We start from the raw sequence: 13,727 nt of genomic DNA, 5'->3' as shown, positions 1-13,727 counted from the left end.
AGTTTATTGGGCATGGTGGCAAGCCACGGCGTGGTTCTTGCCGAAAAGGGTGTAATCCGGCGCTTTTTCGCGACAGAGATCGGTGGCGAGCGGGCAGCGGGTGTGAAACCGGCAGCCGGATGGCGGGTTGTGGGGGCTCGGCAGGTCGCCGGAAATGGGCGCTGCCTGCTTGCGGCGCGCGGGATCGGGAACGGCTGCGAGAAGCGCACGGGTATAGGGGTGTTTCGGCGAGGCCCAAAGCTCCGCGGTCGGCGCGCTTTCCACGATCTTGCCGAGATACATGACGAGAACGCGATCGGAAAAATAGCGTACGACCGAAAGGTCGTGGGATACGAAGAGATAGGACAACGAAAGCCGTTTCTTCATCTCCACCAGAAGGTTGAGGATCTGTGCCTGGATGGAAAGATCGAGCGCCGAGACAGGCTCGTCGCAGACGACCAGTTCCGACTCGAGAACGAGCGCCCGGGCAATGCCGATGCGCTGGCGCTGGCCGCCGGAAAACTCGTGCGGATAGCGGTCGAGTGCATCAGGCGGCAGACCCACCTGCGCGACGATCGCCTCGACGATCTCCCGCTGTTGCGCCCTGTCGCCAATGCCGTGCACCTTCAACGGCCCGGTAAGGATGGTTCGCACCGTCTGGCGTGGATTGAGCGACGCGAATGGGTCCTGAAAGATCATCTGGATGCGGCGGCGGATGCCGCGCAGCTGCGACGACGACATCGCCGTGACATCGGCGCCCTTGAAGGTGATCCTGCCGGAAGTGGGCTCCACCAGCCGCATGAGCGACTTGCCGAGCGAGGATTTGCCGCAGCCTGATTCACCCACCAGCGCCACGGTCTCGCCCGCCTCGATGTCGAGCGACACATCGTCGACGGCGCGGACTGTTCCGCGTCCTCCCGAATAGTGGGTGGAAAGACTATGCACTGACAAGAGCGTCATCGGATACCTCTTGGGATGTGGGGGATACGAAGGGGCAGGCGGCGTAGCGGCCTTCCGAAACGAGCCTCAGCGGCGGTACGAACTGCCCGCAGAAACCGCGGGCGCTCGGACAGCGTGGCCGGAAGGCGCAGCCGCGCTCCCCCGTGGCGGAAACGATTGAACCCGGAATTTCGATGAGTGGCCCGTCGCGATAATGCTGGCCGTCTTCGGCGCGCGGAGAGGCAGCCAGCAGGCCGCGCGTATAGGGGTGGTAAGGATTGGAGAAAACCGGTTCAGGCAATCCTTCTTCCACCTTGCGGCCGGCATACATGACCATGACCCGATCGGCCCATTGCGCCACAATGCCAAGATCGTGGGTGATGAGGATGACGGCCATATTGAGATCGCGGCGCAGATTGTCGAGCAGCTGCAGGATCTGCGCCTGTATCGTCACGTCGAGCGCGGTCGTCGCCTCGTCGGCGATCAGTAGTTTGGGATTGCAGGCAACGCCGATGGCGATCATGACGCGCTGGCGCATGCCGCCGGAAAGCTGGTGTGGATAATCGTCCACGCGGCGCTGGGCGTCGGGAATATTGACGAGGTCCAGAAGCTCGATGGCGCGTTTGCGCGCCTGGTGCCTGTCGATCCTTTCATGGATGCGCAGCACCTCGATGATCTGTTCGCCCACCGTCAGGACGGGGTTCAGCGACGTCATCGGTTCCTGAAAGATCATGCCGATATCGCGGCCGCGAATGCCGCGCCACTGCCGCTCGGAAAGCGGTAGGAGATCGCGGCCTTCGAGCAGAACACGCCCGCCGGTTTTTGCATGCGACGGCAACAGGCCGATCAGGCCGAGCGCAGTCAGCGATTTTCCCGAGCCGCTTTCGCCGACGATTGCCAGCATTTCGCCGGACTCCACATCGAAGCTGACGCCCTTGACCGGTTGGGCTGAGCCGAAGCTGACGGAAAGATCGTGGACTTCGATAAGTTTGCTCATCGGCGTTCCTCCGAAAAACGGGGGTTGAGCGCATCGTTGAGACCGTCGCTGATGAGGTTCAGCGAAATGACGGTGAAGACGATGGCGAGGCCGGGAAGGGCGGTCAGATACCAGGCGGTGCGGATGACATCGCGTCCCGACCCGATCATCGAACCCCAGGAAACACGGTTGGGGTCGCCAAGTCCCATGAAGGAAAGGGCTGCTTCCATGAGAATCGCACCCGCCACCATGACGGAGGAGGTGACGATGATCGGCGGCAGGGCGTTGGGCAGAATTTCCTGAAACACGATACGCGCATGGCCATAACCGAGGCTTCGTGCGGCAAGCACATAGTCCTTCTCGCGGATGGCGCGGAATTCGGCGCGGGTCAGGCGCGCAACAAGTGGCCAGGTAATGATGCCGATTGCCGAGGTTACCGTGGTGACCGAAGGCTGGGCAATGGCGACGAGCACCACCAGCAGCACGAAGTTCGGCAATGTCTGGAAGATTTCGATGATCTTCACGAGAATATCGTCGATGACGCCACCGAAATAACCGGCGAAAGCACCTATTGTTATGCCGATCGTCAGCCCGATCAGGGTGGCGACGACACCGACGGTGAGCGAGATGCGTGCGCCATGCACGATGCCTGCTAGCACATCACGACCCATGGAATCGGTGCCGAGCGGATAGGCTGGATTCTGGCCGGGCCAGAGGAAGGGGCGGGCAACCATTTCCAGCGGATCGCCCGGATAGATCAGCGGGGCCGTGACAGCGGCGATGAGGACGGTGGCAAGAAACAGCAGCCCAACGATGGCGTTGGGATTGGTCAGGAAAATCTTCAGTTCCCGCCGCAAGCCGCGCCGCGGCACGGAGACGGAGCGGGCTGAAAGCGCGTCCGGCGCATGGATATAGGGCCAGACCTTTTCTTCAGTTTTTTTAGGTTTGGGATTGCTCTCTTCGGCACTGAGTTCGGCCGCGTCGAGAACTGCTGATGTCTGGGAGGAATTCATCGGCTTTCTCCGATGCGGGGGTCGAGCCATGCCTGCAACAGGTCCACGGCGGCATTGACAATGATGACGACAAGGGAAGAGAGAAGCAGAATGCCGAGTAGCACGCTGAAATCGCGGGCCATGACGGCCTCGAAAGCAAGACGGCCAAGGCCTGGCCAGCTGAAGACGGTCTCGACCACGACCGCACCGCCCAGCAGGCCGCCAATATGCATGCCGGCCATGGTGGTGATCGGGATGAGCGCGTTGCGCAGAATATGGCGTGTGGTGAGCCGGAAGGGTGAAACGCCTTTTGCCCGTGCCGTGCGCACATAGTCTTGGGATTTGACTTCCAGCATCGCCGCGCGCGTGAGGCGGGCATAAATCGCCAGAAAATAAAGCGCCAGCGAAAGGGCGGGGAGAACGATATAGCGCAGCCTGTCCAGAAAAGCGTCGAGGCCGGTGAGGCTGCTGCCGATGGTGCTGTCGCCGCCAGACGGAAGCCAGCCGAGCTTGACCGAGAAGGTGAGGATAAGCATCAGGCCGATCCAGAAGCCCGGCACAGAATAAAAGATTAGCGAGCCAATCGAAATGATCCGGTCCGGCAGCTTGCCGGAAAAGAGCGCCATGATGGAGCCGAGGAAAACGCCGACGAAAATCGCAATGCCAAGTGCTGCTCCCATCAGCGCCAGCGTGCCGGGCAATCGCTGGCCGATAAGATCGGCGACCGGCATGCCGTAGCGGGGTGAAAAGCCGAGGCTGAACTGGGCCAGATTGCCGAGATAGTTCATGAGCTGATGGACGACCGGCAGGTCGAGCCCGAAGCGTGAGCGAATTTCGGCCATGGTCTCGACGGTCGCCGAACCCGCTTCCGCGGCCAGCACGTCAGCCGCATCACCAGGCGCTAGCTGCAGCAGGAAGAAGTTCAGGATGACGATACCGAGAACCGTCGGGACGGCCTGAATGGCCACCCGCCTTGCCTGCGATAAAATCCGTTTCGAATTCGACATCGGCTCCAGTCCATTCGCTTGAAAACATGAAATCGGCCCGTAAAGGCGTTGGTATTAGTTGACTAATTTTATGGAATTTGTCAAAGAGTAATAGAATTATTTTCTGAAATTTACGGAAAAATGCGCCATAAAGAAAAGATAATTCCTATTTATGAGAATGGTTGGTGCTTCATGCCAATCTCACTCTCGTCTGCGGAACAAACTTCTTCCCAAGCGCGGCCGTTCAGTTTTGCCGGTTTTTCGCCGGTTCAATTAAGGAGAGGTATCGCATGACTGTTTTCAACCAGACGACGCGCCGCGGATTTCTGCTGGCGTCGGTGGCGCTTGGCGTGGTGTCGTTGCCGGGGCTGAAGCTCAACGCAGCAGAGCCGGCAAGCGGCGGAACGGCCACTTTGCTCATCTCATCGGAGCCGCCGGTTCTGACGACGATCGCGCACACGGCCTATAATTCCGTCTACATATCGCCCAAGGTCACGGAAGGGCTGCTGACCTATGATTTCGACCTCAATCCCAAGCCGCTCCTGGCCAAATCATGGGATGTCAGCGGCGATGGCCTGCGTTACACCTTCAATCTGAGACCCGGTGTAAAATGGCATGACGGCAAGCCTTTCACATCTGCCGATGTGGCGTTCTCCATCAACACCATCAAGGAAGTGCATCCGCGCGGTCGCAATACATTCCTGAACCTCACTGCTGTCGAGACGCCGGACGAGCTAACGGCGGTTCTGGTTCTTTCCAAACCTGCGCCCTATCTGATTACGGCGCTTGCCGCCGCCGAAACGCCCATCGTGCCGAAACATCTTTATGAGGGTACGAAAGTGACCGAAAATCCGGTCAATCTCGCACCCATCGGCACCGGCCCGTTCAAGTTCAAGGAATGGGTGCGCGGCAGCCATATCGTTTTTGAGCGCAATGCCGATTACTGGGATGCGCCGCGCCCCTATCTCGACAAGCTTATCGTTCGCTTCATTCCAGATGCGTCGGCCCGTGCCATCGCAATCGAAACCGGTGAGATCGATCTCGCTCCGAGCACCCCGGTCGCCTATAGCGATCTCGACCGCCTGAAGGAACTACCGAGCCTCGGCTTCGAGACCAATGGCTATCAATATACCAATTCTATCAGCCGCGTTGAGTTCAACCTCGAAAAGGATGTGTTCAAGGACGTACGCGTCCGCCGTGCCTTCGCGCATGTGATCGACCGCAAAGTCATTTTCAACACGGTCAATTATGGCTATGGCGCGACAATCACCGGCCCGATCAATCCGAAGCTGACGAAATGGTTTGTCGAGGATCTGAAGACCTATCCGATCGATCTGAAGGCGGCCGAAGCGCTGCTGGACGAGGCGGGATACAAGCGCGGCGCGGATGGCATCCGTTTCAAGCTCAATCTGGACTATGTGCCGAGCACCGAAGCCTATCCGCGCGGCGCAGATTACATTCGCCAGGCACTGGCAAAGGTCGGCGTGGATGTGACGGTGCGGACGCAGGATTTCGCCACCTACACGAAGCGCATCTACACGGATCGTGATTTCGACTTTGCCTATGAGGGCATGAGCAATCTCTTCGACCCGACAGTCGGTGTGCAGCGGCTCTACTGGTCCAAGAACTTCAAGAAGGGTGTGCCCTTCTCAAATGGCGCCGCCTACAGCAACCCCAAGGTGGATGCGCTGCTGGAAGCTGCCGCTGTTGAGATCGATCCGGACAAGCGCGTCGCGCAATGGAAGGAAATACAGCAGATCCTCGTCGATGACGTTCCTGCCATCGATATCGTTGCGGCACCTGAAATCACCATCTTCAACAAGCGCATTGCCGATCACACGATCGGTGCAGAAGGCGTCGCGGGCAGCCTGGCCTTCGCGCATATTGCGGCATCCTGATCGTCTCGCCAGACCCTGCCCACCGTTTGCGGCGGGCAGGGACATCTCCCTTTCGTCGACGGGCACCGCAGCATCTCTTTCTGGTGTCATCGTTTTCATCGAGGCCAAAGCCATGAGCACGACACTTTCTGAAATCTGGTACACACGTTGCCCGGTGCCCACGCCCGTGGGGCTTGCGGCGCAGCTCGGTTATCTCGCGCAGACCTTCGAGGATGTAGGGATATCGCTGAAATCCATCATCGATTCACCGGATCGCTCCGTGCGGCAGAGCCATTTCAACCACACGCTGGAATGGTCCTTCCGCCACGGCGGTAATGTGCCCCCTATCCGCGCCCGCTCGGAAGGGCGCGATACGCGTCTTATCGGCATTACCTGGACCGATGAGTTCCAGGCGATCATCACCCTTCCGGAAAACGGTATCCGCTCGTTTGCCGATCTCGTCGGCCGCCGTTTCGGTGTGCCGCGCAGACCTGATGGCATTGTCGATTTCATGCGAGCGACAGCATTGAAGGGCATCGTTTCGGCGCTTTCGCTGGAGGGGCTGAGGGTCGAGGATATCGAGCTGAAGGATATCGTGATCAAGGATTCCGTGCTGGCGACACAGGAGGGACCATCCCTTTTCGGCCTGAAGCGGCGACAATCGTTCGGTGAGGAGATCATCGCGCTGTTGCGGGGTGAGGTCGATGCGATTTTCGTCAAGGGTACTGCCGGTATCGCCGCCGCGAACCTGATCGGCGCCGTGCAGGTGGCGGAATTCGGTTTTCACCCCGACCCGAAGATACGCATCAACTCCGGCTCTCCCCGCGTGCTGACAGTTGACGGACGACTTGCCGATGAGCGCCCCGATCTGGTGGAGCGGCTGGTTGCCGCCATTGCCAAAGCCTCGCTCTGGGCGGAGCAGCATCCGGAAGAGACCCGCCGTTTTATCGCGCGCGAGGCGGGTGCGACCGAAGAGCAGGTTCTGGCCGCCAACGGCCCGGATGTCCACCGCCATCTAGGTCTTGGCCTTGATGCAGACCTCGTCGCCGCCGTCGGCCATTACAAGGATTTCCTGCATCAATGGGGTTTCCTTGAAAACGACTTCGATCTCGCTGCGTGGATCGATGACCGTTTTGTCACGGCCAGTGAAAGGGCGGTGGCATGAGCGGCGCTTTATCCGCCGTTCCGAGCCCGGAGCAGCACTTGAATCCCGTCGCCATCGCAACCGCGCTCGCCGAAGATTTCAGCCTGACTGCGGCGGAGTATGACAAAAGCGGTGAATTCGCCGCCGGTAATTTCGAGGCGCTTTTCAAGTCTGGCCTGCTTGGTCTCGTGACGGCTGAAAAGGACGGTGGCTGGGGGGAGGGCATGGAAACCGCGCATGCCGTCATCGCCGCCATTGCCAAGGGTGATCCGTCAACCGCCCTCATCCTTGCCATGCATTACAGCGTTCATGCTGCCATCCGGCGCGGCAGGTGGCCGGCAGATCTCGCGGCAAAAGTGCTGGCAGCCAATAACAGGGAGCGGGCGCTTCTGAACAATGCGCAGGCAGAGCCGGGGATCGGTTCCCCGGCCCATGGCGGCCTGCCGGAAACGACGGCGCGGATCGAGGGCGATTTCTGGGTGGTCAATGGCCGCAAGAGCTTCGTCACCGGCCTGCCGGGTCTGAAATGGGCGATTGTACTTGCCGTCACGACGGAAGAGGTGCCGCGCCTGATCCAGCTTCTGGTCCCGCTCGATGCGCCGGGCATCGGCCGGGAAAAGGCATGGGAAGCGACCGGAATGTATGCCACCGCCAGCGACGATCTCCTGCTTGAGAATGTGAGGGTGCCGCTCGCCGATATCGTTGCCGAACAGCCGGCGGACGAGCCGTTGCGGCGGGATGAGGCGGACGGTTACAATTTCTTCGTGCTGCTGGCCTCCGTCTATCATGGTGTCGCGCTTTCGGCGCGTGACGCCCTCTTGCGCCATCTGACAGGCCATGTTCCGGCAAGCCTCGGCGCGCCGCTGTCATCCATTCCGCGTATTCAGGAAGGTCTGGGCGAGATCGAGGTGCTTCTTGTGGCCAACAGGCGTCTGCTCCGCTCCGTCGCGCGTGATGTCGATGCGGGTGAGAGGGTAGGCACGGATGCGCTCGCCGTTCGTCATGTGGTGATCGACAATGCGGTGGCGGTGACGGATTTGGCGCTGGAGCTCGGCGGCAATCGCGGCCTTCGCCGCGACTATGATCTCGAGCGGCATCACCGCGACGCCATAACGGCAAGGGCGCATGCGCCGCAAAGCCACATGATCCGAACTATCCTCGGCCGTCAGAGCATCAAGGCTGTTGGCGGCTGACCGTAGAAGACATGGGCGGCTTTGTTCGGCAGGCCGCCCATGTTGACGCCGCTCGCATCAGTCCCGCAGTAGCGGTAACAGCTTGTCGCCCTGCCGTTCAATTTCCTGAAGATAGGGCGTGTCGGAAAGCACGAAATGGGTGATGCCAAGCGAGCGGTATTTGCGCAGCGACGCGGCGACGTCTTCCGCCGAACCGACGAGCCATGTCGTTGCGGCACCGCCTCCGCCAAATTTGCCGGGTGCGGTATAAAGATTGTCGTCCAGCACATCGCTCTGCGTGTGCAGATCCAGCAGGCGGCGCTGGCCGACCGCGACACCTTGCAGATGATCGTTCCAGCGCACGCCATTGTTCGCAGCCATCTCCGCCACCTTTGCTTCCGCATCGCGCCAAGCCTCAGCCGTGGTTTCGCGCACCAGCGTGGTGATCCGCAGACCGAATTGCAGCGGCGGCAGGTCACGGCCGAGGGTCTCACTGAAATGTCTGAGACGTTCGATCCTTTCGCGCACGCCGGCGAGCGGTTCGCCCCAGAAGAGCTGGACATCGGCTTCAGTTGCGGCAACCTGTTCGGCGGCCTCGGACGCGCCGCCGAAATAAAGTTTGGGATGTGGCCGGCCGGCACGTTCAGTGGTGCGCGGCGAAACGGTGGAGTTCCTGACCCGGAAATGGTCGCCATCGAAAGTGACGTTTTCCTCAGTCCAGAGCCGCCGCACCAGCCGCATGAACTCCTTCGTGCGCGCGTAACGCTGCGCCTGATCGCCTTCTTCGTCGCCATAGGCCGCAAGCTCGTCCCGGCCGGAAACGACATTGATTCGTACCCGGCCACCAGAAAGCTGATCGAGCGTGGCGGCGGCCGATGCGAGATTGGCCGGCTTCCAGTAGCCGGGGCGGATAGCGATCAGTGGCTCGAAAGTGGTGGTACGCGCGGTAAGCGACGCCGCAACCGTAAAGGTATCCGGACGCCCCCAGCCGGTGCCGATCAACGCGCCCTTCCAGCCATGGTTTTCCAGCGCCCTGGCATGGGTAGTTAAAGTATCGAGGCTGTTGTGGTTTTCGCTGACGGCGTCGCCCCGATGTCCGGGTTTTACGTCATTGGGTATGTACCAGAGAAATTCGCTCGTGCTGCTCACATTATCCGCCTGAATTTTCGCTTTATTTCGCGGTGGAATGGCCCTGCCGAGGCTCGGCATCTGCCATTTTGGGGTTCGGGAGGTTGAGGTCTCCGATAGTGCGAGAATGACAAACCGGCGGCGGCACGGCCAAGCAGCGGCGTTTCTTTTCGGATGCGGCAGAGGAAAAGCTTTCCGCGTCTTTTGCTCAATTAGAACATATTTTCTATGGAAAATATTTTAGGCAATGATTCCACATGCGCAGTTTTGAGGCCCGCTGCCGAGGACGTATTTTTTGCCAGAACGGAATTGTATGGATCGATTTTTCTCGAGTTCGGAAAAGCTGAGCAAGGCAATAGTCGACTAAAATTGCGAAATTCACCATTCTTGGCACACCCCGCCCGCAAACCACGGAGTAGGCATGTGTACCACCTTGATTGTCCCCGGCCTCAACGGTTCGGATGAGGGGCATTGGCAGCGGCACTGGCTGCTGGAAGATTCGGAGGCGCAGCTGGTCGATCAGCAGAATTGGGAATGCCCGGTTCTTGAAGACTGGCTTGAGCGTCTGGAAGCGGCGCTCGCCGCAACCGAAAGCGCCTATATTGTCGCCCACAGCCTGGGTTGCCTGCTTGTCGCCAATATGGCGACACGACCCGTGGCCAGCAAAATCAGGGGTGCGCTTCTGGTGGCGCCCGCCCATCTCGACAGAGTGGAGGCAATGCATCCATGCATCGTCCGCTTCGGCGCATTTCCTCGGTCGCCGCTCGCCTTCCCCAGTCTCGTCGTAGGTAGCATGAACGACCCCTATATGAATCCGGACGAGTTAGCCCGCACCGCTGCTGACTGGGGAAGCGATATCGTCAATCTCGGCTCCGTTGGACACATCAATATTGCCGCCGGTTTCGGCCGGTGGTCCGAGGGCTATGCTCTTTTCGCACGCCTGAAAGCGGCGTCCGAAATCAAGGCCAGCAGATCGAGGAAGCGCGGATCACCCGTTCTGCACGGTGCGCTGCTGCAGGGTGATGCCGGCGCTCTATAGTCTTTTCGTCCCAAGTCCGTGCTTTGAGCGGCCATCGCGTCGACGCCATTGCGATGACCCCTTTATTGGCGGTTCGAAACGGAATTTTTCCCGCTGCCGCAACCTTAGTCCACGTTTGCCGGCAATCCGCCAATTATAGAATAGTAATTTTATGGAAAATATTGACCAATCTGGGCGCTCGCCGGAGGATAGAGCGAATTGACCAAAGGAGGCGCACATGCCGCAGGGACTTCATGCGTTTACTGTCGATCTGTTCGGTCTGGCCAGGCGTAGGCCGCGAGGGGATGATGAGGGCAGGCTCCAGCCGCTGGATCATTCCGGTCGTATCAAGCGGGAAAAGAGCGATCTCGACCTTGAGCGGGAAGAGATTTACGAAATGAATTTCGCGATGCTCGGACTTTATCCGGTCCTCTGACACAGGGAGGCGAAAGGTTTGTTTTCGCTTCCCAGACCTATTTCCCAGCGGAGATAAACTCTCCTTGCGGCACGGAAATTGGAACAAAATTTCTTAAACGCGGCGGGGAATTGGCTACCCTTTTAGTACCAAGCCGAATTGCCCGATGGGCGGATTGCAAAGGACCTGTCGATGAGTACAGCTGACAAACCACTCGATTTTCTGTGGTTCATACCCACCTCAGGCGACGGCAGCTATCTTGGCTCCGACGATCTGTCACGTCCCGCCGATCCCGGCTATTTCCGGGAAATAGCGCAGGCTGCGGATCGGCTCGGTTATTCCGGGGTGCTTATTCCCACCGGCGTCGCCTGCGAGGAATCCTTCATCCTCGCGGCCAATCTCGCCGCCTATACCGAGAAACTGAAATTCCTCGTCGCCATCCGTCCGGGCGTTGCCTCGCCGGCCTATTATGCGCGGCTGGCCTCCACGCTGGACCGTGTTTCCCATGGTCGGCTGCTTCTCAACATCGTCGTTGGCGGCAGCGCGCAGGAGCTGGCTGGTGATGGCATCTTCCTGCCGCACGACGAGCGTTACGACCACGCTGACGAGTTCTTCCAGGTGTTCAATTCGTTGATCGAAACTGGCAAGGGAGATCTCGACGGCAAATATATCAAGGCACAGGGTGCCAGGCTCGGCCTGCCACCGGTGCAGGAACCGCGTCCGCCGCTTTATTTCGGCGGCTCCTCCGATGCCGGGATCGAGTTCTCGGCCGGTATCACCGACAAATATCTGACCTGGGGTGAGCCGCCGGCACAGGTGGCAGAAAAAATCGCCAAGGTTCGCGCCGCCGCAGCGAAAAAGGGGCGAGAAGTAACATTCGGCATTCGCCTGCATTTCATCGTGCGCGAAACCGATGAGGAGGCCTGGGCCGATGCGGACAAACTGATTTCCAAGCTTTCCGACGAAACCATCGCTTCCGCTCAGGAGGCCTTCTTAAAGGCGTCGGATTCGGTCGGTCAGGCAAGGATGCGGGCGCTGCATAATGGCCGGCGTGACCAGCTTGAAGTCTCTCCGAACTTGTGGGCGGGAATCGGTCTTGTCCGCTCCGGCGCCGGCACCGCGCTGGTGGGTTCGCCGAAGACAGTTGCGGCGCGGCTGCGGGAGTATCAGGCGCTGGGCATCGATACCGTCATCGCATCGGGCTATCCGCATTTGGAGGAAGCCTACCGTCTATCCGAATTGCTGTTTCCGGAAATCGGGCTTGATGGGCCACGTAATCAGATCCGTTCGTCTTTCGGCACGAAACAGGTTTTCGGCGGCGGCGGCCACGGCGGTAACGTCAAGCTGGTATCCGGCTCGTGATCAATCGCCGGAAGGCAGGCGGCCCTGTCTTCCGGTTAGCCTTTCCTATGGGCGTCATTCGGCGGAGCGTTCACGGGAGAGCGGCATATAAAACATTATTTCCATAGAATATAAGTATTATGGAAAACGATGTCTATTTCACGCCCCGCCGCCGCTGCTAACTATTGAGCAACAAGCTGTTTTCAGGAGCGATCGATGACATTGCAATATGCGGCCAAGGATCAACAATTCATCAATCTCCGCGATCCCGTCTCTGGCAAGGCGCCGGATGCCGATAGCCTTAAGGCGGCGCTCAGGACGCTGGGCGGCGGTGTCAGCGTCATTACGGCGGGCGAGGGTGATGCGCGCACGGGTGCTACGGTAACATCCGCCACCGCCCTGTCGGTCGATCCTCCAAGAATTCTGGTTGCGCTCAACCGCTCCTCCTCCACATGGCCTGTGGTGCAGCGCTTCGGCCATCTGGCGGTGAATATTATCGGCCCGAACCATCAGTTCATTGCCAACCAGTTTGCCGGTGTTGGCGGTCTGAAAGGTGTGGACCGTTATCGCGGCGCGGAATGGACCCGTCTGGCGAGCGGCGCGCCCATCCTCGAGGACGCCGTTGCCGCGATCGATTGCACCATCGAGGAGGCGATCGAGCGCCACAGCCACGTCATCATCATCGGTAAGGTGGAGGCGATCCGCATCGGGTCGGGTCACTCGCTGGTCTATCAAAACGGCCGTTATCATTCGCTGGACTGAGCTCCGGCCTTTCCGGCGCTTTCACTGGGTCATTCTTTGAGGGAGTTGAGCATGGGATCTGTCACGCCGCTCGGCGAAAGAATTCGTTTCGTGTCCCCGCGTCTCGGCGCGGATGGGGATGTACTGAACGTTGCCCGGACGATTGCCGAAAAATGCGCGGTGGAAAGTGCCGCACAAATCCACGCGCGGATTGCCCGTTCCGGCCTTCTCGCCCTCTCCGTTCCAAACGATCTGGGCGGGGCGGACATCACAAACGACGTTCTCTCGCAAGCTCTCTCGATTATTTCCGCGGCTGATGCGGAGGCGGCGCATGCGCTTGCCGAACACTTCACGGCGCTCGAATTCATCAGGAACGCCGGTAGCGAAGAGCAGCGCAAAACCCTCTTCGCCCGCCTCGATCTTGGTGAGACTTTTGCGCTTGCCTCATCTGACGCCGGCGTGGATCAGGCGGTTCTGTTGACTGGCGACGACTATGGCTTGCGGCTGCCCGATGACATTGCCCGATCTGTTACCTCAGATGCAGACTGGATCGTTGTCCCGGCAGTCAATACGGCAGGGCAGGCCGTACTCGTTGTTCTTCGCAATCGCCCGGATACATCATGGGACGGCCTGCTGCGCGCCGATCAGGTCGCGTTTCTTGCCCAGGGCGCTGGAAATCTGGCAGCCTCCGTTTTCACCCTTCTGAAGGCCGCCGTGGCTCTGGGTGAGAAACAGCGTGAGCTTTCAGCATTGCTGATTGACAGATTGGCCGAGGAAGGTGATGCGCGCCCCCTTATCGGCGAAATATTTCTCGCAATCGAATTGCTGAAGGCACAGATTTCCCGCCTCGCGGCCAATATTGATGCGGCGCAGGTGGGGGCGGAAAGCGTGACCTTTCGCTCTGTCCGCAACAATGCCATCACGCTGGAAATTCTAATGGCCCGTCTCGGCCTTATCGATGGTGCAAGCGAATCCGGGCTGATTGCGACCCTGGGAGACGATCTGCGCCGGCAGTAAAC

General features: G+C 59.6%; 13 protein-coding genes. 8 read left to right on the top strand and 5 right to left on the bottom strand.

The features are described from left to right. Nucleotides 1-3: 3 nt before the first annotated feature. Genes F617_RS0106180 through F617_RS0106165 form a run of 4 tightly spaced genes read right to left on the bottom strand, consistent with a single transcriptional unit; the run spans nucleotide 4 to nucleotide 3,893 of the window. On the bottom strand, nucleotides 4-939 hold the full coding sequence (locus tag F617_RS0106180; protein WP_026330698.1) for an ABC transporter ATP-binding protein: 936 nt from the start codon (nucleotides 937-939) through the stop codon (nucleotides 4-6). Then, nucleotides 917-1,915 carry an ABC transporter ATP-binding protein gene (locus F617_RS0106175; RefSeq protein ID WP_019564760.1) on the bottom strand — a complete coding sequence of 333 codons (999 nt, stop codon included), beginning with the start codon at nucleotides 1,913-1,915 and terminating at the stop codon, nucleotides 917-919. Before F617_RS0106175 ends, F617_RS0106180 begins: the two co-directional genes overlap by 23 nt. Beyond that, nucleotides 1,912-2,907 (bottom strand): ABC transporter permease, encoded by a 996-nt coding sequence (locus F617_RS0106170; protein WP_019564759.1) that lies wholly within the window; start codon nucleotides 2,905-2,907, stop codon nucleotides 1,912-1,914. Before F617_RS0106170 ends, F617_RS0106175 begins: the two co-directional genes overlap by 4 nt. After that, on the bottom strand, nucleotides 2,904-3,893 hold the full coding sequence (locus F617_RS0106165; RefSeq protein WP_026330697.1) for an ABC transporter permease: 990 nt from the start codon (nucleotides 3,891-3,893) through the stop codon (nucleotides 2,904-2,906). The genes F617_RS0106170 and F617_RS0106165 overlap by 4 nt, the downstream gene beginning before the upstream one ends. Nucleotides 3,894-4,162: 269 nt before the next feature. On the opposite strand from F617_RS0106165, the gene F617_RS0106160 reads away from it, so the two are divergent. The 3 genes from F617_RS0106160 (at nucleotide 4,163) to F617_RS0106150 (ending at nucleotide 8,086) form a co-directional block, all read left to right on the top strand. Further along, on the top strand, nucleotides 4,163-5,770 hold the full coding sequence (locus F617_RS0106160; protein ID WP_019564757.1) for an ABC transporter substrate-binding protein: 1,608 nt from the start codon (nucleotides 4,163-4,165) through the stop codon (nucleotides 5,768-5,770). Between the two features lie 112 nt (nucleotides 5,771-5,882). Beyond that, nucleotides 5,883-6,914, top strand: coding sequence for an ABC transporter substrate-binding protein (locus F617_RS0106155; protein ID WP_026330696.1), 1,032 nt, complete (start codon nucleotides 5,883-5,885; stop codon nucleotides 6,912-6,914). Then, nucleotides 6,911-8,086, top strand: coding sequence for an acyl-CoA dehydrogenase family protein (locus F617_RS0106150; RefSeq protein WP_019564755.1), 1,176 nt, complete (start codon nucleotides 6,911-6,913; stop codon nucleotides 8,084-8,086). Before F617_RS0106155 ends, F617_RS0106150 begins: the two co-directional genes overlap by 4 nt. Before the next feature lie 57 nt (nucleotides 8,087-8,143). Here F617_RS0106150 and F617_RS0106145 read toward each other — a convergent pair whose 3' ends face one another. Continuing rightward, the gene (locus F617_RS0106145; RefSeq protein ID WP_026330695.1) at nucleotides 8,144-9,214 is read right to left on the bottom strand and encodes an LLM class flavin-dependent oxidoreductase; all 1,071 of its coding nucleotides are present in this window, start codon (nucleotides 9,212-9,214) and stop codon (nucleotides 8,144-8,146) included. Between the two features lie 400 nt (nucleotides 9,215-9,614). Between F617_RS0106145 and F617_RS0106140 the strand changes: the two genes are divergently transcribed. From F617_RS0106140 to F617_RS0106120, 5 genes are all read left to right on the top strand, one after another. Continuing rightward, the gene (locus F617_RS0106140; RefSeq protein ID WP_013761667.1) at nucleotides 9,615-10,232 is read left to right on the top strand and encodes an alpha/beta hydrolase; all 618 of its coding nucleotides are present in this window, start codon (nucleotides 9,615-9,617) and stop codon (nucleotides 10,230-10,232) included. Nucleotides 10,233-10,449: 217 nt separating this feature from the next. Continuing rightward, a complete protein-coding gene (locus F617_RS0106135) occupies nucleotides 10,450-10,647 on the top strand; it encodes a hypothetical protein (protein WP_019564753.1) in 198 nt (65 codons plus the stop codon). A gap of 171 nt (nucleotides 10,648-10,818) precedes the next feature. Beyond that, a complete protein-coding gene (ssuD, locus tag F617_RS0106130) occupies nucleotides 10,819-11,988 on the top strand; it encodes an FMNH2-dependent alkanesulfonate monooxygenase (protein ID WP_003511099.1) in 1,170 nt (389 codons plus the stop codon). Nucleotides 11,989-12,183: 195 nt separating this feature from the next. Continuing rightward, the gene (locus tag F617_RS0106125; RefSeq protein ID WP_003511097.1) at nucleotides 12,184-12,729 is read left to right on the top strand and encodes a flavin reductase family protein; all 546 of its coding nucleotides are present in this window, start codon (nucleotides 12,184-12,186) and stop codon (nucleotides 12,727-12,729) included. 51 nt (nucleotides 12,730-12,780) lie between these two features. Next, nucleotides 12,781-13,725: an acyl-CoA dehydrogenase family protein gene (locus F617_RS0106120; RefSeq protein ID WP_019564752.1), complete on the top strand. Its 945-nt coding sequence runs from the start codon at nucleotides 12,781-12,783 to the stop codon at nucleotides 13,723-13,725. The last annotated feature ends 2 nt before the right edge of the window (nucleotides 13,726-13,727 follow it).

Source organism: Agrobacterium sp. 10MFCol1.1 (assembly GCF_000381165.1).
Classification (GTDB): Bacteria; Pseudomonadota; Alphaproteobacteria; order Rhizobiales; family Rhizobiaceae; genus Agrobacterium; species Agrobacterium tumefaciens.
The sequence above is the reverse complement of the archived record's forward strand: the minus strand, read 5'-3'. Positions and strand labels throughout refer to the sequence as shown.

Bases quoted from the DNA above. Each gene is read 5' to 3' on its own strand.
- F617_RS0106125 (WP_003511097.1), top strand. From the start codon at position 12,184: ATGACATTGCAATATGCGGCCAAGGATCAACAATTCATCAATCTCCGC.
- F617_RS0106175 (WP_019564760.1), bottom strand. From the start codon at position 1,915: ATGAGCAAACTTATCGAAGTCCACGATCTTTCCGTCAGCTTCGGCTCA.
- F617_RS0106155 (WP_026330696.1), top strand. From the start codon at position 5,883: ATGAGCACGACACTTTCTGAAATCTGGTACACACGTTGCCCGGTGCCC.
- F617_RS0106170 (WP_019564759.1), bottom strand. From the start codon at position 2,907: ATGAATTCCTCCCAGACATCAGCAGTTCTCGACGCGGCCGAACTCAGT.
- F617_RS0106150 (WP_019564755.1), top strand. From the start codon at position 6,911: ATGAGCGGCGCTTTATCCGCCGTTCCGAGCCCGGAGCAGCACTTGAAT.
- F617_RS0106180 (WP_026330698.1), bottom strand. From the start codon at position 939: ATGACGCTCTTGTCAGTGCATAGTCTTTCCACCCACTATTCGGGAGGA.
- F617_RS0106160 (WP_019564757.1), top strand. From the start codon at position 4,163: ATGACTGTTTTCAACCAGACGACGCGCCGCGGATTTCTGCTGGCGTCG.
- F617_RS0106135 (WP_019564753.1), top strand. From the start codon at position 10,450: ATGCCGCAGGGACTTCATGCGTTTACTGTCGATCTGTTCGGTCTGGCC.
- F617_RS0106120 (WP_019564752.1), top strand. From the start codon at position 12,781: ATGGGATCTGTCACGCCGCTCGGCGAAAGAATTCGTTTCGTGTCCCCG.
- F617_RS0106140 (WP_013761667.1), top strand. From the start codon at position 9,615: ATGTGTACCACCTTGATTGTCCCCGGCCTCAACGGTTCGGATGAGGGG.
- ssuD (WP_003511099.1), top strand. From the start codon at position 10,819: ATGAGTACAGCTGACAAACCACTCGATTTTCTGTGGTTCATACCCACC.
- F617_RS0106165 (WP_026330697.1), bottom strand. From the start codon at position 3,893: ATGTCGAATTCGAAACGGATTTTATCGCAGGCAAGGCGGGTGGCCATT.